This window comes from Mangrovibacterium sp. (assembly GCF_041596335.1).
Classification (GTDB): domain Bacteria; phylum Bacteroidota; class Bacteroidia; order Bacteroidales; family Prolixibacteraceae; genus Mangrovibacterium.
Genome location: NZ_JBFHIT010000068.1, coordinates 1 through 21,237, shown reverse-complemented (window position 1 = coordinate 21,237; position 21,237 = coordinate 1). Strand labels below are relative to the sequence as shown.

General features: G+C 43.2%; 19 protein-coding genes. 1 reads left to right on the top strand and 18 read right to left on the bottom strand.

The annotated features are described in order from the left end of the window. The 13 genes from ABZD21_RS17495 to ABZD21_RS17435 form a co-directional block, all read right to left on the bottom strand. Nucleotides 1-743 (bottom strand): IS3 family transposase (locus tag ABZD21_RS17495; RefSeq protein ID WP_372776412.1); only part of this gene is annotated, 743 nt, incomplete at its 3' end. A 20-nt stretch (nt 744-763) separates the two neighbouring features. Then, nucleotides 764-1,030: a transposase gene (locus ABZD21_RS17490; protein ID WP_372776411.1), complete on the bottom strand. Its 267-nt coding sequence runs from the start codon at nt 1,028-1,030 to the stop codon at nt 764-766. A 55-nt stretch (nt 1,031-1,085) separates the two neighbouring features. Next, entirely contained in the window at nt 1,086-1,457 is a 372-nt protein-coding gene (locus ABZD21_RS17485) for a cupin domain-containing protein (RefSeq protein WP_372776410.1), read from the bottom strand. Nucleotides 1,458-1,494: 37 nt separating this feature from the next. Continuing rightward, nucleotides 1,495-2,226 (bottom strand): carboxymuconolactone decarboxylase family protein, encoded by a 732-nt coding sequence (locus ABZD21_RS17480; protein ID WP_372776409.1) that lies wholly within the window; start codon nt 2,224-2,226, stop codon nt 1,495-1,497. A 17-nt stretch (nt 2,227-2,243) separates the two neighbouring features. Continuing rightward, entirely contained in the window at nt 2,244-3,887 is a 1,644-nt protein-coding gene (locus tag ABZD21_RS17475) for a carboxylesterase/lipase family protein (RefSeq protein ID WP_372776408.1), read from the bottom strand. 46 nt (nt 3,888-3,933) lie between these two features. Then, complete coding sequence (locus tag ABZD21_RS17470) at nt 3,934-5,118, bottom strand: aldo/keto reductase (protein ID WP_372776407.1); 1,185 nt, start codon at nt 5,116-5,118, stop codon at nt 3,934-3,936. 28 nt (nt 5,119-5,146) lie between these two features. Beyond that, the gene (locus ABZD21_RS17465; protein WP_372776406.1) at nt 5,147-5,593 is read right to left on the bottom strand and encodes a nuclear transport factor 2 family protein; all 447 of its coding nucleotides are present in this window, start codon (nt 5,591-5,593) and stop codon (nt 5,147-5,149) included. Nucleotides 5,594-5,620: 27 nt separating this feature from the next. Then, nucleotides 5,621-6,673 (bottom strand): alpha/beta hydrolase, encoded by a 1,053-nt coding sequence (locus ABZD21_RS17460; RefSeq protein ID WP_372776405.1) that lies wholly within the window; start codon nt 6,671-6,673, stop codon nt 5,621-5,623. 13 nt (nt 6,674-6,686) lie between these two features. Further along, the gene (locus ABZD21_RS17455; RefSeq protein ID WP_372776404.1) at nt 6,687-7,754 is read right to left on the bottom strand and encodes an alpha/beta hydrolase; all 1,068 of its coding nucleotides are present in this window, start codon (nt 7,752-7,754) and stop codon (nt 6,687-6,689) included. Nucleotides 7,755-7,804: 50 nt separating this feature from the next. Next, on the bottom strand, nt 7,805-8,656 hold the full coding sequence (locus tag ABZD21_RS17450; protein WP_372776403.1) for an aldo/keto reductase: 852 nt from the start codon (nt 8,654-8,656) through the stop codon (nt 7,805-7,807). Between the two features lie 25 nt (nt 8,657-8,681). Next, nucleotides 8,682-9,716 (bottom strand): alpha/beta hydrolase, encoded by a 1,035-nt coding sequence (locus tag ABZD21_RS17445; protein ID WP_372776402.1) that lies wholly within the window; start codon nt 9,714-9,716, stop codon nt 8,682-8,684. A gap of 11 nt (nt 9,717-9,727) precedes the next feature. Continuing rightward, on the bottom strand, nt 9,728-10,855 hold the full coding sequence (locus tag ABZD21_RS17440; RefSeq protein WP_372776401.1) for an alpha/beta fold hydrolase: 1,128 nt from the start codon (nt 10,853-10,855) through the stop codon (nt 9,728-9,730). Between the two features lie 54 nt (nt 10,856-10,909). Beyond that, the gene (locus tag ABZD21_RS17435; protein WP_372776400.1) at nt 10,910-11,896 is read right to left on the bottom strand and encodes an aldo/keto reductase; all 987 of its coding nucleotides are present in this window, start codon (nt 11,894-11,896) and stop codon (nt 10,910-10,912) included. A gap of 191 nt (nt 11,897-12,087) precedes the next feature. Here ABZD21_RS17435 and ABZD21_RS17430 point away from each other — a divergent pair, with 191 nt between their 5' ends. Further along, nucleotides 12,088-12,999 (top strand): helix-turn-helix domain-containing protein, encoded by a 912-nt coding sequence (locus ABZD21_RS17430; RefSeq protein ID WP_372776398.1) that lies wholly within the window; start codon nt 12,088-12,090, stop codon nt 12,997-12,999. A gap of 10 nt (nt 13,000-13,009) precedes the next feature. Here ABZD21_RS17430 and ABZD21_RS17425 read toward each other — a convergent pair whose 3' ends face one another. From ABZD21_RS17425 to ABZD21_RS17405, 5 genes are all read right to left on the bottom strand, one after another. Beyond that, a complete protein-coding gene (locus ABZD21_RS17425) occupies nt 13,010-13,873 on the bottom strand; it encodes a hypothetical protein (RefSeq protein WP_372776397.1) in 864 nt (287 codons plus the stop codon). After that, nucleotides 13,863-17,477, bottom strand: coding sequence for an ATP-binding protein (locus tag ABZD21_RS17420; protein WP_372776396.1), 3,615 nt, complete (start codon nt 17,475-17,477; stop codon nt 13,863-13,865). The genes ABZD21_RS17425 and ABZD21_RS17420 overlap by 11 nt, the downstream gene beginning before the upstream one ends. A gap of 1 nt (nt 17,478) precedes the next feature. Further along, nucleotides 17,479-18,063, bottom strand: coding sequence for a hypothetical protein (locus ABZD21_RS17415; protein ID WP_372776395.1), 585 nt, complete (start codon nt 18,061-18,063; stop codon nt 17,479-17,481). Next, nucleotides 18,063-19,304 (bottom strand): hypothetical protein, encoded by a 1,242-nt coding sequence (locus tag ABZD21_RS17410; protein WP_372776394.1) that lies wholly within the window; start codon nt 19,302-19,304, stop codon nt 18,063-18,065. Before ABZD21_RS17410 ends, ABZD21_RS17415 begins: the two co-directional genes overlap by 1 nt. Before the next feature lie 62 nt (nt 19,305-19,366). After that, complete coding sequence (locus ABZD21_RS17405) at nt 19,367-20,932, bottom strand: Fic family protein (protein WP_372776393.1); 1,566 nt, start codon at nt 20,930-20,932, stop codon at nt 19,367-19,369. Nucleotides 20,933-21,237: the final 305 nt, after the last annotated feature.

Below are 21,237 nucleotides of genomic sequence, written 5' to 3'. Positions count from 1 at the left end.
TGTGGCCTTTCGTTGTTGTACATCCATAGCCAGGCGTTGGCATAATTTCTCATTTGTACAAGATTTTCAAACATATAACTATTTAGTACATCTTGCCTGAAAGTCCGGTTGAATCGTTCAATCAGGCTGTTCTGCGTGGGCTTGCCGGGTTGAATGTATTCCCATTCAATACCGAGGTTTGTACACCATTCACTCATTGCTTCTGCGATAAACTCAGGACCATTGTCAGAACGGATCTTTTCCGGTTTGCCCCGCCATTCCAGCAATTTGTTCAGCTCCCCAATAACCCGCATACAAGGCAGACTGGTGTCGATAGTGATCGATAAAGCTTCACGGTTAAAGTCATCAATAACATTTAATGTCCTGATCGTTTTACCGTTGGCTAGGGTGTCATGCATGAAATCAAGGCTCCAGGTTACATTGGGTGCAATTGGGCACAACAACGGAACTTTTACCCGTGCCGGTAACCGTTTCTTTCGCTTGTTTCTTAGGTTTAAATGCATGAGCGAATAAACCCGGTAAACCCGCTTGTGATTCCAACGGTAGTGCATCATCCGAAGCCGGTGATACATCATCCAGAAGCCCCACTGCCCGTGAACCTCCGCCAAGGCTGATAACTGCTCAATGACCTCGCTGTCATCCTTGCGTCGAGCCTTATAGTAGTAGACTGATGTGCTGAGACTAAACAACACGCAGGCCTGCCGTAGACTTAGCTTAAAGCTCGATGTGCTATAAGCTACCAACTCCCGTTTCTCAGCAGGCCTTAAAGCTTTTTTTCGATCACATCTTTAAGTACCGTGTTCTGCAAAGTCAGCTCTGCAACTATCTTCTTGTACTGCGACAACTCCTTCTCCAAATCCTTGAGCTGCTTGAGTTGGGAGACGTTCATCCCTGAATACTTACCCTTCCAGTTATAAAAGGTTGCCTGACTGATGCCGTGCTCGCGGCAGATCTCTGATACCGATAGACCGCTTTCCTGTGAAGCGATGATCTTGATGATTTGCGATTCGCTTAAGTGACTCTTTTTCATTGCCCTAAATTTAAACTTTTTCTACATTTTTATATGTAGCTGTTTTTAGGGGAGATTACAAGTGGGCAACGTTTCGCGGAATTTCTACAACATCCCCTTTATGCAACAAGCGAGCTGGCTGACCTTTTTCCTGATAATACCCCTTACCTTCTGTAATAAAAAGTAGTTGCCCTCCCGGGTGAGAGTGCCAGTTCGTTCTTGCCCAGGGCTCAAAAGTTACATTTCCAAAACCAGCGTGTAAGGTGCTATCTTTGGCTCCCATCATCTGAACCCAAACCGTTCCTGTGAAATTATTACTCTTTATTATTTCTCCTTTCGGGAAAATGGACACGTTTTCGACGTTTGCTTCATTTGATTCTTTCGTCATATTACACCCCAAAATTGCCACTGTCACCATAAGCGACATGATCATTAATACATGTTTCATTGTTGTTCATTTTTAGTTTATTGTCAAACTGCTTTATTTATCTTTTATCCAGAATCCCATCCAATACCGACTGCGCTGCTTTAGCTTCTCGCTTTCCGGCAGACGATTTCAGCGCAACGACAAATTCATTCAACTGTTCCGGCGTGTAGCCCACATTCAGACAAATACCAAAATGGGCACGAAGCATTGGTTCAGCTTTACCGATTGCAGCTATTACTGAAATTGTTACTAACTCCCGTTCAGCAAAAGTCAAAACATCACGTTGGAAGAGGTCGGCAAACAGGTGCTCTTTCAGAAAGACTTCGATAATGGGGGCGAAGGCAGCATAGCCGCTCTGAATTTCAGGAAGCGGCCTTCCTACGAGTTTTTCCAGATTTGCTTTCCCCTGTTCGTACTTGCTGCGCTCGTCGGTTATTGGTGATGCTTCAGCTCCGGAATTATCATTGATCCCTTTGGCCTGGCGTTCGTCGAGCACTTCCATGACTGTCTGTAAACCCCTGATACTTCGCGGAAATCCACAATAGGCGTACAGGTGAACCAATATCTCCTTGATTTCATTAATGGTCAGGCTCTTGTCCAATCCTTGGTTCAGGGCGAGCTGTAAAGATTGAAGTTCGCCTTGAGCTGTTAAAGCAGAAATGGCGATAATGCTTTTTTGCTTCGCGGTAAGTGTATTGGTCGATTCCATGCTTGTTTGAGCGTAGGTGTTTTTATTGGGAATTAATAGGAGTGTGACTGCTAAAATCAGCAGGTAGATTACTTTCTTCATAATCGGACTTTTCATGCTCAGATGCCTCCTCTTGTTTGAATCGAAGGTCTTGATTTAACGGCTTTTTCAATCAAATCCAGGCGCGCTTTCCGGGGGTCGGGCTTGCCAACCGGTTTCCCATCGGGCTGCACATCGAGTATTTCTTGGTTTGGTGTGTTGTAAGCTGGCCACTCCGGAAGTCCTTCAGCATTCGGATTGCCGTTTTTTGCGAAGTTCACCCAATAGCTGTTCATGATTCCGGCCAATTCTTTTTCGGTTGGATGAAGAGGCGAGCCGTCGCGGTTCGTGAGATTTCCAAAAACGAAACCGACTTCGCTGCCATGCCCGGCCCCGTAGCGTGCCCATTGCGCCATGCCTGCCGGAACAAAGTCAAAATGGTAAACATAAGTAGGTTCTCCAATGGTAACAAAGGCCCTTGCCGTCATCCGGGCCGGTTCACCCCAGGCCCAGTCGGTATTGAATTTGGTGATGACTTCATCAAATTCCTTCTTCCCGTCCGGGTCGTAAGCCGCTTTTGCTTCCTGTTCCAGTTCGCCGAACTGCGAGAATAACGCTTCCTTGGTACTGCTTGTACTAACGAAAGCCCCGCCAATTTCAGCGCTGCAATTACCAATAATGAGCGGCACGCGCGCCTGTCTGCCTTCGCGATAAGCGCTTTCTGCTGTTTCAACAACAAATTGGCCGTCCAGGATTGGGCCTGAATAAATTCTCGGGCCACCTTGTCCATCGGTTTCCTGACCGCCATCAACAATCGCTTCAACCGGGAGTGCGCGGAGTTTAGCTAAGGCAGCTGCATCAGTGCCTTCAATATCGTGTTTCCGGGCAAAGTTTATCCCTATGGTTTCAGCGGAAACCGGGTAGAGGGCATCGGCATTGTCTTGACTAATCGGTCGCCCGGTCAGAACACCGTCACGACCGCCGCTCGATTCTGCGATTGCTTTTTGGAACAATCCCTTTGCTGCCGGAATGCTCAAAAGTGAGTGGATAGAAACGCCACCTGCGGATTGCCCGAAAATCGTCACATTATTCGGGTCGCCGCCGAAAACGCTGATGTTTTCCTGAACCCATCGGAGTGCGGCTATCTGGTCCATAAACGCATAACTTCCTTTGGGCTCTTCGGGATGTTCGGCGCTGAGTGCCGGGAAAGCAAAGTGCCCCAAACGACCAAGTCGGTAGTTGATTGAGACCAGAATAACACCTTGCCGGGCAAACTGGCTGCCAAAATCAGCTTGGCCGGCTCCCGAACCTCCCGTGAATCCGCCACCGTGAATCCACACCATCACCGGTCGTTTGTCGTTCTCGTTAAAATCTGCGGCTTCCCACAAATTGAGATACAGGCAATCTTCGGATGAGCCTGCGGCGATTGTGCCCGGAGCAGCCCCCCAGCCTCCCTGTGCGCAATTGGATCCAAACTGGCTCGCATCACGTATGCCTTCCCAGCTTTTCGCCGGTTGGGGAGGTCGCCAGCGAAACCCGCCAACCGGAGGAGCCGCGTAAGGAATTCCTTTGAAGATGGAGACAGCTCCATCTGTGGTTCCACGCACCAGTCCGTTTTGGGTGCGTACGGTTGGGCCGGTCGTAGAATTAGTATCTGCTATCTCCTGAGCTTTGACCGACAACGCCACAAGAAACACGACAAACAAAGTGAATAACTTCTTCATTTCGAATTTATTAATGGTTTGGTTTGAATAGTTTTGTTTTATTGGTTTATTGCTTTAACGGAGCTTCAACTCCCGAAAGCGACTGCACGAAAGGCGGAAGACGGTCGCCTTTGATTTCAATTTGGGCCAGTTCCGAGTTAAAGCTGTCGAACTCATGGGGAGTAAAGAGAACCTCACGAGCTCCGACGTTTTCCAGCATGTGGGCCATTTGCGTTGTTCCTGGTATAGGCACGATAAATGGCTTTTGAGCCAGTAGCCAAGCCAGTGAAATTTGTCCGGGCGTTGCCTGTTTGAGTTGAGCCCATTTTTTCAGTAAGTCGACAAGCGCCAGGTTAGTGGGTAAATTTTCAGGAGAAAACCGGGTTTCGGAACCCCGGATATCACCAGGCGCGAACCGGGTATTGGCATCAACGGCACCGGTTAGAAAGCCCACGCCAAGCGGACTCCAAGGGACAAAGCCAATCCCCAGTTCCTCACACAGCGGGAGAACCTCTTTGTCGGAGCCATGGTAAAACAAGGAATGCTCGTTCTGAATTGCTGTAACCGGGTGTTCCTGGTGTGCTCGCCTTACCGTTTGTAGCCCTGGCTCTGAAAGCCCGTAGTGCAGCACTTTTCCTTCCTGTATGAGGTCTTTGATGGCACCAACCACATCTTCGATGGGTACCTGCGGGTCAACGCGGTGTTGGTACAACAAATCAATCCGGTCGGTGCGCAAGCGTTTCAGCATGCCTTCAACCACCTTTTTGATGTGCTCCGGCTTGCTGTTTAAACCCGGCAAAAATTGTCCGGTTTCCTGGTCAATGTTCCATCCAAATTTTGTTGCAATCACAATTTCATCCCGAAAAGGCTCAACACCTTCACCTAAAATTCGCTCTACTTCCAACGGACCGTAAGCTTCCGCGGCATCAAAAAATGTTAGCCCGTTATCAAAAGCTGAACGGATAATTTTATGCATTTCGGAACGTGTGGGAATAGTCGTTTGATAGGTGCGGCTCATGTTTTGAACCCCGAGGCCAATGCTCGAAACCTCCAACGTTCCGCCGAGTGTACGACGTCCGGAAGAAGCTGGGGAGTTGTGTATAGACGATGTGTTCTGACTATCCTGAGCCATTAACTTTCCTGCTCCAATGCTTGAGGCAAATAGGGAACCCCCGGCGATTGCGAGGCCTGTATTCAAAAAGTTACGACGGCTCACGTTCGAGCCCGAATTTTTGCTGTTTGAGTTTTTCATTTTAGTACCGTTTTTAGTTGAAATCCAATTAATGTCCACCCGGCGTCATCAGCCGTGTAAAAGACAGGCAAGTAAGCTTCCACTGACCGTCGAGCTTCACGTATACTTCGGTAACCTCGAAAGGGTTAGTAACCTCGTTGCCGCCAACTTCAGCCAACAGGTCGATTCGGTTGAGCAGAATAGCCGTTTTGTCAATGATGTTGACCGACACTTCGTGGATGTCGGCTTTTTTATACCAGATTCCTCCGCTTTTAATAATCGAAAGTTCCTGTTCGGTTCCCCAATGGCCACCCATATGAACAAACTCGGCTTTTTCATAAAAGAGCTCGGCTAGCTTGTCAACATCTTTATCAGCCATCCATTGCCATTTTGCTTTCGAAAGAGCAATAATGTCTTGTTCGTCACTGTTTGTTTGAGCCGAGGCAAATTGCGTACTCACCAGCAGCAGTATAATTCCCATCAATTTTACGTTCATGTCTTTGTTAGTTTATAGGTTGAATAATTAGAGATTATTTCCAAAGAATTCGTTGAGCTTGTTTATGGCCTGATTGACATATTCCGGAACGTAGTAAGTTTGAATATGCGTGGCTCCGTCAATCAAAAACAACTCCTTGTTTTTGGCATTCGTTGCTTTTTCAAATGCTTCATCAGTCATGTATTTTGTATCTGCTTTACTTCCGGCAATCATCAGCAAAGGCTGGTCAATTAGCTCAATTTTATCTCTCGCATCCCATGTCATTAAATCCATTAAGCTGCTTGTTGTGTAAAGGAAGGTCGAATTGGGATGTTTGTCGGTCCGGTAATAGTATTCATATCCTTCGCGATACAAATCGGTGGTTGTTTTGGCGATTTCTTCATCTGTTATGCTTGCTACACCCGAATAGCGGATTTCACCACCTGCCATTTCTTGAGCGCGGGCGTTCGAAGCTTGTTGCAGGCGTTCCTGGATGGTGTTTACCTGTGAATTTTGAAAGCCATTCCGTCGAACTTCTCCCGAATTAAACATGCTGATGGTTGCAACGGCATTAATCCGCTTATCCGATTGAACAGCTTTGAGCGTGTATCCGCCACCGCCACAAATTCCTAAAGCACCTAAACGGCCAGCATCAACACCCGGATAGTGGGATATAAAGTCGGCCATGCCGTGGATATCCTCTACGCGGAACTGTGGTTTATCGGTATGCCGGGGCTCGCCACCACTCGCTCCCTGGTACGAAGCATCTGCGGCAATGGTAATGTAACCCAACTCTGCCAAACGCTGTGCATACAATCCGCCAACTTGTTCTTTTACCCCGCCGTTTGGATGCGCGACAATTACCGCCGGGTATTTTTCTGCAGCATTGTAATTGGCCGGCGTGTAAACATTGGCGGCGATTTTCAGTCCATTCAATTGATAAGTCACCGGGTGAATATTGACTTTACCCGGTACATTTTCGGCAATAGCATCTTTGTAAACCAAGCCAAACGAATTGGATATCGGGGCTTGACCGAAAGAGCTCAGGCTTGTTGTGGTAAACATGAGTATCAACATATAGTTTCGAAATGTGTTTTTCATCTTTTGTATCTTTCTAGTTTATATGGCGTTTCCAGAAATCAATGGCTAAATCCAACCAGCCCTGAGCTTCTGATCCGGTTCCGAGACCGAAGCCGTGACCGGCAGTTTCGTATCGTTTATATTCGACCTCGACACCATAACGCCGGAGATTTGCTACCCGGGTTTCAACCGTGTTGATATTCACAATTCCGTCGTTGGCTGCCTGAACGATAAATGACGGCGAGAAACCGCTCGAATAGGTCGATTGTCCGGTATAGGCAATTACGGCTGTTGCGGGTTTCGCAAAGCGGTCGACTCCGTAAGCTGCGACTCCGTTTAAAGCAATGTCGCCGACCATACGTGCTCCGGCTGATCCTCCAATCAAACAATAGTTAGCCGTGTCTACTCCCAATTTTTCAGCATTTTTGAAAACGAAAGAAATTGCTGCGGCCAAATCTTCGGTTGCAAGCTGGTTGCCACCAATTCGGTACCGAATGACAAAAGCGTTGTAGCCTTTTTCGCTCGCTGCTTTCGCCAGCGGGATTCCTTCATGAAGCGAACCCACATACGAAAAGCCGCCGCCCGGGCAAATGATGGTGAAAGGCGCTCCCGGATCCCCTCTAAAAAAGAATAGACCGGTATTCTTTTTAGAGGGTGTGCTCCGTTTCTGATCTTCGGAATAGAAATCGTAAAAAATCGTCTTGCCGTTGTTCGTATCGTCAATCATCCGGTTGAGTGCCCCGACAACATCTTCAGGAACCACATGTCCATGATAGGGCATCAGACTTCCGACATTACTCAGTCGGGTATTGTAGTAAGCCGAATTATCGTCGTGGGGCAAAAGCAATTCTCCAAAACCTGCAAAAGCGGAATGATTCACAATATCGCGGACAAAACTGTTTGTTGTAAGATAATTTTGCATACTACCGGTTTCTTCCATATTGTCCGATTCGTCAGGATTATTGATGGCTCCTGTCGAGTTATTCGCTGAACAGCTTAGCAACAGGCCGGTAATCAAGTACAAAGTTGAATACAACCCGAGAAAACGAGCTTTGCTTGTTCTCTTCCTTTTTCCTGCTTGACGTTGAAATGGTACTGTCATGACAATTTTGTTTAAGTCAGTATTTAATGCAAATCGATTCCTGAGCGCGATTAAAGATCGAGTTGGCGACTACCCATCCATTTGATAATTTCCGGATCGCGGTGGTCGAAAAAGCTGCTAGCGTTCCTATCGAGTGTGGCAATAACTTCCATATCGGCTGCGCTCAGGTCGAAGTCGAAAATGTTGAAGTTCTCGGCCATTCGTTCTTTGCGTACAGATTTCGGAATGGCAACCACGCCACGTTGTGTGAGCCAACGCAGGACGACCTGGGCAATCGATTTGTTGTATTTTGCGCCAATTCCTGCTAACAGTTCGTTGGTAAACAGGTTATTCTTGCCTTCGGCGAACGGTCCCCACGATTCGATTTGGACACCATTCTCAGCAAGGAACTTCTGGCTGTCGATTTGTTGATTGAATGGATGCGTTTCAACCTGGTTGACAGCTGGTGCAATTTCATTGAACATGATTATATCCATCAGCCGGTCGGGCTGAAAGTTGCTAAGCCCAATGGCGCGGATTTTCCCTTCTTTATACAACTCTTCCATGGCACGCCATGAGCCGTGTACATCGCCGTAAGGCTGATGAATCAGGTACAAATCCAGGTAATCGAGTTGCAGTTTCTTTAATGATTTTTCGAATGATTTTTTGGTCTTCTCGTAGCCGGTATCCTGCACCCAAAGCTTTGTGGTGATGAATAAATCCTCGCGAGCCACACCGCTGGCTTTGATGGCATTCCCCACCGCAACTTCGTTCATGTACGACGCGGCGGTATCTATTGACCGGTAACCCACTTCGATGGCGTTCAAGACACTGTTTTCACACTCTTTTTGATCGGGGATTTGGAAAACGCCAAAACCCAAAATCGGCATTTCGATGCCATTATTTAATTTTACTGTTTTCATTTTGTGAGTCACTTTTTTGTTCAATTTACTTGCCTAAATATTTGCTGAAGAATTCATCTAACTTTTTAAATTCCACAGCCATATATTTCTGTTGGTCATATAAATCAGTATGATTTGCACCCGGCACAATAAATAACTCTTTTGGTTCAATTGCTTTAGAATAAGCTTCATCTGCAAAAAATCTTGAGTCAGCTTTTTCCCCAATAATAAATAGAATTGGACGCGGTGAAACTGTTTCAATATGGTCTAATGGATAGAAGTTTACGAGTCTGGCCAAACTTCTGTAAGAAAAGAGCATTAAGTTTCTTGGATGTTTTCCTCGTGGCGTTATGTAATAATCAACAAACTCTTTAAGCAAAGGAGGTGTGTTTGCATCAACAACCAATGGAACTGGCTGAATCAATTTTAAAGGTTCTCCATTTGCTTCTTTAGTACGTTGTTCTCCAACCGCCTTTAATATGTCTGCCGGAGTTCCAAAAGGGCCTTCCCGCATGGCTTTACCCATATTAAACATACTTACAGTGGCTACGGCTTTAAAACGGGCATCCTGCTGAGCAGCAGCAAGAGAATAACCGCCGCTTGCACAAACACCTAGTATACCAATCCGGTCTTGATCCACATAATCTAATGTTGTGAGATAATCTAGTGCTGCACTAAAATCTTCAACACGATCAGAAATAACTTCTTCCTGACGGGGTTCTCCTTCGCTTTCTCCATAATGTGTAGCATCGTAAGCAAGTGCTACATATCCTAATTCTGCCAGCATTGCCGCATGTAAACCCGATGTTTGCTCCTTCACTCCGTTAAACGGATGTCCCACAACAATTGCAGAATACTTTTTCCCGGCAACTTTTTCTTTTGGACTATACAGAAGACCTGCGACTTTCATATCGCGGTTTAAAAAAGTTACTTCTTCCACCATTACATTTGGTGCTGGTATCGGAGGAACACCAACCCTGGTTTGAAACTTATAACCATCCTTTATTGTTTCTTGTGCGAATAGCGTATTTGTGAATACTATGACAACAAAAGCAATTATCATAGCTACATTTAATTTCATTATTTTCATAATTAGTCTAATTCTTTGCTTTTTAACCATTCCGACATTAAATCGGCTATTTCTATATTGTTTAAATCTGAAAACAGGAAATGGGTGTTTCCTTTAATTCCTATCTCCGGTAGGTGCACCAAGGTCACATCGCCGCCATGTCGGTTAACGATATCACGGAATTGTTTGGCCACTTCGAGGAAAGCACGCCATTGTTCCTGCCCCGGATTTTCGGACGGTTGGTCCGGAATATTGTCTCCATAGTAAATGACAATTGGGATTTTCGTCAACTTTAGGAAATCAGCCATTGGCACCGTTGGCGGAACTACCGTACGACCTGCAAGTTTTATCCCTTGCGGCGCTGCTCCCTCAGGGAAGACATAGTCGCCACCCGGCTCATAAGCAACCACTGCTTTTATTTTGTCGTTTTTAATCGCAGTCAGCCAACCCGGCCCGCCGCTTTGCGAATGCGTAATCAAAATGCCTTCTCCGACCTTATCAAACAATGTAGAAACAGCATCGATATTCAACTGGGCATTGTATGGGCCAGAGTTTGGCACCATCTGGCGATAGAATTGATTCAAGGCTTCAGCTTCGCTCGAAAATTGTACTCCTGGATACAAGTCAGGCCAAACGCCTAAGCGGAAGATTCCGAACCAAAGCTGTTCGTCGGCTACGGCATTGATGGTCACCGATTCGGTACTGCGCCCGGCTTGTCCTCTTCGTGGTTGATCCATCAGGTAAACCGGGAATTGTCTTTTCAGAAAGATATTTTGAAAGCCTTCTCTTCCGTCGGGGGTGGTTTGCCAGCACCGGTACGATTCACCGTGTCCATGCCAGAATACAAGCGGGTATGGACGTGCATTTTCGGGAACCTGGAAAAACACCGATGCGTGGTCGCCATGCAGCGTTTGCCCCGCAGGATCAACACCCATCGGACTGTAAGCTCCCTGCTTAATCGGATCAAACGTACCGGGATTTGAAATGACTGTTCCGCCAACAGCAAAGCTTCCCTGTTCTTTAATGATTAATGAATCGCTACCGTTGCTCTCAACCTTCGTTGTGCAGGAAGAAAAAGCGAACAGCATGACAATGAGGCTAAAATACAAGCTGCTGTATGTTTTGTTTCGCTGTTTAAATTTTGTGTTCATTTTCACTATTTTATTTCGATTTTAATTTCGATACGGATCAGACTCAAAGCCTTTTTATTCGTCAATCATTTTTGCCGATCCGGCAGAGTAGCGTTCACCAGTCAGTTCAATTTTCGAAGCTTCTGCTTCAATTTGGGAAAGTTCTTCGGGTGTAAACATTACGGCAGTTGAAGCAACATTTTCTTCCAACCGATGAATCTTAGTCGTTCCAGGGATTGGCACGATCCAGGGCTTTTGGGCAGCTAGCCACGCCAGCGCAATTTGTGCAGGAGTCGCATTTTTACGCTCGGCGATTTGCTGAATAAAATCGACAAAGACCAGGTTTGCCTTCCTGTTTTCAGGCGATAGACGAGGCACAGAACTGCGAAAATCGCTGCTGTCGAATGCCGTATTGGCATCGATTTTGCCGGTTAAAAATCCTTTTCCGAGCGGGCTGAACGGAACAAAGCCTATTCCCAGTTCTTCCAGTGTTGGCATTGTTTTGGTTTCCGGTTCGCGCCACCACAAGGAATACTCACTTTGCAAGGCCGATACCGGTTGAACGGCGTGTGCCCGGCGAATGGTTGCTGCACTGGCTTCAGAAAGCCCAAAGTATTTGACTTTTCCTTCGCTTATCAGGTCTTTTACCGTTCCGGCCACGTCTTCGATCGGAACCTTTGGATCAACCCGATGTTGATAAAGCAAGTCGATCGTATCAACCTTTAATCTTATTAAAGAGCCTTCGACAGCTTTTCGGATATTCTTTGGCTGGCTGTTTAAGCCTGTTGTGTTCCCGTTTTCAAAATTGAATCCAAATTTGGTGGCTATGACAACTTTATCGCGTATCGGTGCTAATGCTTCTCCAACCACTTCTTCATTGGTAAAGGGGCCGTACACTTCAGCCGTGTCAAAAAAAGTGATGCCTAATTCGTAAGCTTTCCGGATTAACTCGATGGCGTCTTTTTTATTGGTTGCCTGTCCGTATCCAAAATTTAGTCCCATGCACCCCAGTCCCAATGCCGATACTTCCAGTCCTTGATTGCCTAATTTTCGTGTTTCCATAGTTCTAATATTTTAACTGTTTTCTGTTACAGTCGGAGAATTCATTTCCGACAGTACAAAGGTCAGGTATCGTTCTCAACTTGTTGTTATACAGAATACAGGTTCTCTTACCACTTTTACTGATCTGGCTGTCTTCTTGTTATTTGTGTTATTTGAATCGCTAAATTTGTTCTATCAAAACAAAAGCAGATATGGAACAGATTTTCAGATTTGAAACGGTGGCTGAGTACAATGCATTGAACAATCACGAAACCTTGCACCCTTTGGTAAGTGTAATTGATCTATCAAAAGCAGACCCAAGATCATGGGGAGGTGAAAAGAATGTTAGGATTACCTACGGCCTGTATTGTATCTTCCTGAAAGATTTGAAAGGCTGCGATATAAGATATGGACGAAATTACTACGATTACCAGGAAGGCACCCTGGTTTTTGTCGCTCCGGGACAAATGACGGTTGTGGAAACGGATGGACAAGTTTATCAGCCTAAGGGGCATGCGCTGGTGTTCCATCCAGACCTCATACACGGAACTTCTCTGGCTAAAAATATCAGTGACTATAGCTTTTTTAGCTACAATGCAAACGAAGCCTTACATTTATCGGAACGAGAAAGGCAGATTGTCTTAAACTGCTTTTCAGAAATAGAATATGAACTGAGCCATAACATAGACAAGCACAGCAAAAAACTAATTGCCTCAAATATTGAGTTGTTCCTGAATTATTGCGAGCGGTTTTACGACCGCCAATTCATTACCCGGGAAAATGTCAATAAGGGGATACTAGAAAAGTTCGAAGATATTCTGACCCATTATTTTTCATCAGATAAGCCTCAAAAATTAGGCTTGCCTTCGGTTTCCTGGTGTGCAGAAGAACTTCATTTATCGTCGAACTATTTCGGCGACTTAATAAAGAAAGAAACAGGAAAGACAGCAAAGGAATTCATCCAAGACAAAATTATCAACATCGCCAAAAACAAAATTTTTGACGCCAATAAGACACTCAATGAAATCGCATACGAATTAGGATTCAAGTATCCGCAACATTTTACACGCCTGTTCAAACAAAAAGTAGGAATTACCCCAAATGAGTTCCGGAACTTGAACTAGCTGTCATCAACTACATGATAACCAACAAGCGCTCTTGTTCCAGCCCCTTCTTGTATGTATCGAGGATAACAATGAGTTTTTCTATTTCAGGGAACTGCTGGCGATCTATATTCTCTAGCAAATGTATTTGTTGATCATATAAGTCGGATAGTCCATATCGACTAATGAGTTGTTCAATATTTGGCGGTATAAAAAAATCACATCGGTGAGCGGGCAAATGCCTCCGGTATTCATGGATATAAATACTCAAACCAGCCGGATCAAAATCGCCAAAATGCAGATAGTTGTTTGATATGGTCTGAAGCCACCGGTTTGGACTGTTGCTCATATACCGCAAAACAATGACCAGTTCCTGCAGGGGGAAAAGATGAGCCAATTTTTCAAATTTCAGAAAACACTCCGGATTCTCAATCCCGACAACTAGTGCTGTCTTTGAAATTTGCAAGTGCTCCGGCTGATGAACAAACAACTCGATGCCTTGAGGCTCCGGTAGAACTATCTTTCCGGAAATCCGCAGTTCAGAATTTATCGCTTTAATAAAAAATCCCTGCAAGCTTTTACCTCGAAATGTTTTGGTGGATTTGGAAGCCGCAAGCGAGCTCACCCCATCGGAAGCATCGTTCTCAAATTCTGCAATATAATTTTCCAACGAGAGAATACCATTCTGTACCCTAAGATAGTTTTGCAATACTTCCGCGTTTGCACAAACATAACCGGATCTGCGGTTACCTAAAGCCCTCTTTTGAATGATCCCATCCTCACAAAATCGCTTCAGTAAGCTTTTTGACTTAATCTCACTTGGATTTAGTTGCTCACCATCCTGCAAGCGAATCAGACAACGGGCAAATGACAGTGGCAGCGGCTTAGAGTTCATGACTAATCAGTTTGGTAATACCTGTTTTATTTGACTTCGGATTTTTCCGAAACATATAGATATGCCTGTAATCCTGTTCATTGTGCGAATTTGGCGATCCGTTAATCAGGCGGATGTTTCGTTCACTCGCAAAGGTAATTAGCCCTGTCACATTACTATCGTGCAGAATCCCTACTTCATCAATCAAACAATGCAAAATCGTATCGATTTTCTGGGTGGAACCATTACTTTTAAAGATATGCAACAAATTGATGTATATCATTGACTTGACCAAAACATCAGTTCCGTTTGATCCTACATTTGCCAACCGGCTGACCCAATTCGTATCGTTCTCGTTTTCGCGAATCCTAAATTCCAGGTCAAAAGCATCTTCCAGTTTCAGAACCTTTGACTTCGCCTGTCCGATTTGCGACAGCAAGCTTTCCAGCAATTTTACCGCTTCATCATTATTGCTGTCCGAACCACCTTGATTGAATAAATTGATTTCTCCGTAGTTCAGATTGTTCTCGGACTGGAATTTCCTTATTTTCCGCAAAAGTTGAATAATCTTATCGGAACTTTCCTGAAGGCGCATTTCAATACTTTTAACAACACCGACAAAATTCGACTTCTTAAAATCGGTATTGATCCGTTTTATCACTTTCGCAACATCTTCTTCTTTTTGCAGCAACTCATTGGTTTCATTGACGATATTCATCAATACCATCGCATACTTCCGAGTCACTTCTGTTTTAAAATCTATAATCTTCTGTTCGCGAACAAACTCTCTCAAATTTTCAGAAAAGGCCCGATATTGCAATCTGCCGGATAAGCTGGTTTCAAATCCAAGACAATTGTGTTCACTGAAATAACCGGAAAACTCAGTAATCCGCTCTGTGAATAGTTTATCATGCTTTTCATATTCAAGAGCCAACTCCTGCAACTTACGAATATTTTGATCACAGTCCCACTTCTCTGCTTTATCGTGGTGTTCAATAAAGTTTTGTAGTTCGTCAAACAAATGACACTTGCTAAAAAGATCAAAAGCGCTTAACTCGCGCCGTAGTTCTCCGATTGTTTTGGTAAGCTCTTCTTTTTGGCTTTGTAATAATTTCAGTTCTGCTTTCTCCTTATTTATTCTATTAGTGTGAAGTTGCTGCAAATGCTCTAATTCATTTTCCTGAGTTTTGCGATCTCGACGGAACTCGTCCAATCGGTCAATGTATTCTGCCGAATCTTTTTTGTACTCAATTATTGTCGGGTAGTTTTTCTCTATTTCTGATAATTTGCCTTTAACGGCTTTTTGCTCATCCTCCAATCGCCGAATTTCTGTTGTATCCACCCCTTTTTCTTTCAAAAGCGAGTTTCGTTGTTCCTGCAGAGTTTGGATCTGGACATTGAATTTTTCTGTAATCTCTTTTCTCCCTGACTTTATTTTATCATCTAGTTCTACCAACTGATTGCTGATCTTTTTCTCTTGTCCTCTTTTGATTGATTCAAGTTCATGGATGGACTTTTGAAACTGCTGTTGTAGCTTTTCTAGAAAATCCAGGATTTTCTGTTGTTCGACTTTCAGCGTGTGCTTTTCTTCGTCTTTTTTGATTAATTCCTGACGTTTCAGGTTTTCAGCTTTCTCCTTTAATTCTTCCAGAGCGATCCCACATTTTTCAAGGTCAATATCAATCTTATCTATCTGGTAGGTGCTTTGGGCGATTTCCTGACTTAGCTCTAAAATTTTCTTGTTGTACTTTTTCTGAAGTTTATCTTTCTGATCCTGCGTTTCCTGTTGATGTTGTTCAACGAGTTTGTTTTGCTCTTTCAACTGGTTATTGAAAGCTTCCAACTTTTCCTCCAGTTTTGATTTTGAGATTTCCAGCGGTTGAAGTTGCTCCAGGGAAATATCCAAACCATAAATACCATTTCCATCTTTCATTGAAGGCTTTAAATCACTCTTCAGCAAAACATCCCGAGAAATTACTTTTCCAATTGATTGATGCCAGTCTGGTTTATTTTGGTCCAAAAACTCTAAAAGAGAACCGGATAAAGCCTGTAGTTCTGAGTGCAATCGTTCTATCTCTTTTTCCAGTGATTTCTTTCTTTCGGACAAGACCTCATTCTCTTTATTTTTCTTCAGGCCAAAAACCTCGGATTCTTGTTCACCTTCCTTTATCGCGTTTTCCTTCTTTATCCCTGCAACCAACTTTTCCGAAACAAGGGCTTGCCTTTTTTGCGAAAGTTCCTGTTGTTTCTGAACTTGCTTTTCTACCTCTTCCTTCAAAAAAGGAGTCTTCTGTATGCCTTCAATTTGATGGTCAATTTCACGCAGCTTCTGGTCAACGATCGTTTTATCTTCTTTTTGTTCGTCCAGCTTACCGTTGTGGTCTTTTGTAATTCGCTCCTTTTTCTTATAAAATGTATTAAGCAGATCTGCTGAATCCTGCTGGAGTTTTTCCTTCTCTTTGGACAGGGAACGTTCAAAATCCAGAATGATTTGCTGACATTGTGTTTCCAGCCGCTGCTTGTCAGTCTGATACTGACTCTCAACATCTTTTAAACTTGAAGTTAGCAAAGCCAGTTGTGCTTCTATTTGAGATTGTTCTGTTTCATATTCTGGCTTTTTAGCATGTTCATCCAGAATTTGCTGGATATTTTTGGCAGCATAGTCTTTTGCCAATTGATTGGCTTTTGCAATATCTCTTTTTATAGGGGATAGTTTGTCTTGGATGCGCCGTTGATTCACCAAATATTCAGCTTCGATCTTTTCAATTCTTTCAGATTGATCTTGTACCTTTTCTCCAATCGCTTTCTGATCGTCTTCCAGTTCACGCTCCTTATCTTTTGCCAAATTATATGAAGCACCGATTTGCCACGCCAGCTCCTTCTTTCCATCTTCCATTTGAAGAAGCTTTTCATACTGGGTCACTATATTCTGCGCTTTTTTCTCATGAAGGAGATACTCTGAAACATCACGGTAATCATTTCTGGCTGTCTCGATATGGTGCCGGTTGGCATCCAGATTCAGTTCAAATGGATCATCGCTCAACGAGTTTATGATCGTCGTTTTAATAAAGCCCCCATCAAGCGAGGAGTTCAGAAAGATGTTTGAAATCGTTCTGGGGATATTTTGATAGCCAGGATTTTGAAGTACATGAAACCGGTTCATTCCCTTGTTCGCACCGTAAATAATGTCACGGTATTCGGTAAAGTTATGAATTGGTCGGTGCACCTTATATCCCTGTTGATTGGCCTTTTCGATCACCTGGCTTTCTGTTAATGCCTGCTGCTGAGAGATAAAAAGTTCGCGATTGTATGGCCCGTCAATGAATCGAAAACATAAGCGGTTTTGTTTTTTGTACAACCAAACACAGAAGTTCCGGTTTTCCTGACTCACCTCGTAAACAATGTAGGAATCGGCATAAGGAAAATAGTAGTCGCTAAAAGACGACTTTTCTTTCGAAATTCCCAGCTTACGGGCATCAGCATTGTAGAAAAACAAAATAGCCCGGAGCAATGTACTTTTGCCGGTTCCCTGTGTTCCAATAAAATGAATATTTCCATCCAGTTGAAGTTCGTAAAAATCAACAGTCGCGCTATTAATCAGCACAATGCGGCTTAATTGTTTCATCTCAGTTTAATTCCTCTGGTTGGTTATTAATTTCTTCGTCTTGAATATTCACAGCCATGACTAACTTTTCCATGTAGTCCCATGAATCCAGAATCTTCCAGGTTTGATCCATTTCATTTTCAAGATCAACAAAACCTTCCTTTTGCACTTCCCGAATCAGATCATTGAGCATCTCCTGGTAATTTCTGCCGGGATTTGTACGTTTTTGTAAATCGGTTAACTGTTCTTTCAACGACAAGTTGATATCGATCTGTTGCAGAATGTCGAAAAGCTTAAAACGCGCCCCTCTGCACAAATCCTTTCTAAAAGTTGTAAAGAATGCCAGTATATCGAGCCAGCGCAAAGCCTTTTCTATCTTGTTCTCCACATTTTGGCTGCTTTCATTTGGTCGTGAGAAATAGTAATAGTTGTTCCCATTTTCCAGTTGATATCCAATTTCACTGAATTTAGGCTCCAGCTCATCAATATTCTCTTCAATATATTGATACAGGTAACGACGTTGTGCGTTTATCGCATTGGAGCATATAAACTGTCCTTTGCTCAGAATATCAAATATTTCTGCAGTTCTGTAGTTTGAATCTATCATTAGACTGGATCGTTTATCGTGTTAGTAGTTTGGGGATTGGCTGTTGTTGAATTCGAAGCCGGATAAATAAGTGCATACTCGAGGTCTTCAAACCGACCGGTTTCCTCCGAGAAAGTAAAATCCGCTTCGAAAAGAGAAGCAAGCCGACAGTATAGTTGAATACGTTTGTTGATGGAGATTTCTTCGGCAAACTGATGATGCATGACAAAAGAAAAGAGGTCCTGGTTTTTCCCCATGAAGACCCGTTTCAATGCATGGTAATTGAAAACACTATCTATCTCATTTCTATCATTGAAAGCTTCATCAGATATGCTACCGGCAGTATTCTGTGCTAAAAGTCGCTGGTTTTGCTGTTTTTCCCGGACCTTTAAAATCAGTTTCCGTTTTTCTTCCTCATTCAACATATCCTGAATGGATAGTCTGGTACGGAAACCTTCGGTTTTTCTTAAAGGAAGATCCTGATTGGCTCCGACGATCCAGTAAAAATTGCTTCGTTCTTTCAGGTAGTGTTTATCCCGCAGCATTTTCAATCGTAGTACTTTTTCAACAACATGAACCCGTTTTTCGATATGATTTAAGTATTCAATGATCTGTTGTTGTATTTCAATAAGATTATGAATGCTGTCATTCAAAGCCAGTCGTAACCGATGGACGATAAGTTGCAACTCCGCATCAGCCGCTGTTCTGAAAAATATATCGTCCTGCAATACCCGTTCAACAGCTTTAATCACTCCCTCCAGTGCATCTCTTTGATTTCTGATGTCCGTTAACTTCTCCTTCTTAATCTCAAAATTTGTTTCTGTTTTATAGGTTTCATCTGTATTATCCCGAAGTGCCTTTATATTTTGCAAGGTGGTTTGGTTAATCCGGTACAAGTGTTTCTTGATTTTGACCAGATATTGATCTCGTTTGCGGGGTTGATTCTCTTTTAAATAATAGGATTGATTTTTCTTAATCTGATCAAGGTTCTCCTGGATGTACAGAACATGAACCGTTTCGTCCACTTCCATAAATTCCTCAAAAAATTCCTGCAATCGAGGCTCAAGGCTAATCAGGCCTTGATTTCGGAATAGAAGGTCGAAAGCGGCCAGCCGTTCCAGCTTCTCTGTATCATGTTCAACCAACGAAACAACCATTTCTTCCTGTATCGGAGACATCCGTTTATCAAACATTCCTGAGAAAAGTTTTCGGTATTTATATAGCTCGCTAAGCAGATCTTCTATCTTTTCAAATTTAGCCATTCTTGTTCTAACTCATTGGTTAAACAATTAATACAACACACTTGGGTTCAATCGAGAATTGATCATTTCCGCAGTTTACCTTCCAGCGTCTCTTTCAAATTCAAGCCCTTGGAGGTTAACCGATATTTTTGATTTTTACTTGTTGATTTCTCCGGCAAAGTCATTTCAATTAAGCCTTCTTTTAAAGCTGGTTCAAGATAATTAATAGCAAAATGCGGTCTGTTTCTCAATTCAAGAATCTCCATCAGCTGAGGCCTGCTCATTTCACCTTTTAAAACCAGCACCAAACGATGGGGCAATTCTACTATCTCCGAAAATAGCTCGGATACATCATGTATGGTATCATGTTCGGCGTCATGTATGGTATCATGTTCGGCATCATGTATGGTATCATGTTCGGCATCATGTATGGCTTCTGCGGAAGGTCGCCAAATTGTCACCTTAAAACCTTCATCAAGAGTAATAAGTGGAGGCTTTAATCCCCTTTCTTCTGTGAGTTTAAACATTTCCAGCGTTCCCGTACCATAGCGTTCAATTTCTCCTGTCAAAAACATACAGCCTGCAAGTAACGGATTATGAGGATAAGAGCTATGAGGTTCTTTCAGATCATTTATGTCCAACTCTGGCGGTAAACTGCCAGGATTAGTTACTTCAATTCGATCCCTGAACACCGAAACTTGTATACTGCCTTTGCTGTAATAATCACGGTGAGCAACCGCATTAATAATTGCTTCAGAAATAACAGCACGTGGGATCTCGTAAATAGTCTCAACCTGATTACTTTTTTCCCTGGTACCAGTCGATAAGCTTATTTTAGATAGAACAAAATTTACAGCTTCGTCTGCAACCTCGAATACAGTTCCTCCAAACTCTTTGTAATCCGGAATCGGTTTTTGTACTTGTGTCCCATGAAAATGAGCGCACTTTATAGTTGATGATGGAAAAAACAATTGAGGATCAGGAGCAAAAGCAAGTAAAGCACTGTTTACAAGCTTTCCATTCTTGAGCATTCTTAAATGTTTCAATACCTGCTCAACTGATGCGGTCTCTTTTAAGGGAAAGTTTCGCTTATTTCTCGCTAGAATGACAAACTCTTTAACTTTATCTTCATCCAATGAATGTATGTCAGCAGAAGGATGTAGCGAATCGTCAAAATCGTGACTTTCAATCTTTCCGGTTTGCTTTAAATACAGAACTGCTGAATTATAAACTTCCTTTTTCAGCAAATCAAGATTGGAAAATTTCTTTCTGGAAACATCTTGCTCAATTTTCCGGATTAAGGCAACTTCTTTGGGATGGCGATCTGCTCCGCCGATGTCCTTTATAAAAATCCATCTGGGTATATGTTCTGCTTTTGCCTGATCATATTCTCTTTCAGTTGGAGAAACCCCCATTTCATCTTCAAAGCCATATAATGTTCCAAATAACCCAATATAAATATCAGATTCCTTTACTTCGGTCAAATACACCTTGCCTGGCGAATGAGTATTGGCAGGAACTTCTTCAAAAATAAAGGGTTCGAAGAATGTTCCAAGTAAAGGATCTTGCCTTAGATAACTTGCCAGTTCTACCCGTTCATTGGAAAACTCGTTCTGGACACTTGATATAAATACTTTTAGCCTATTCACAATAACAATTCTTTCACGTTTTAGGGGTGATACGCTTTAATATGGTAAATATAGCATTTACGAATTTTAATCTCTAACTAAATCATATGGAAGAATTGGCCGTTCTAGCACAATAACGGCATAGCAGCATACACTGCTATTATTAATTCCTTGATTGACTATTTCATTGCTGTCCCATTAAAATCTAATATAGTTCTTTGAAAAGTTTGAAATTTAGTTGATTACAGAGGTTTTTAAAGCGAACGGACTTGAATTTTAGCTTTGCTTCAGATTAATCTGACAGCATATGTTTCAAGACAAATATG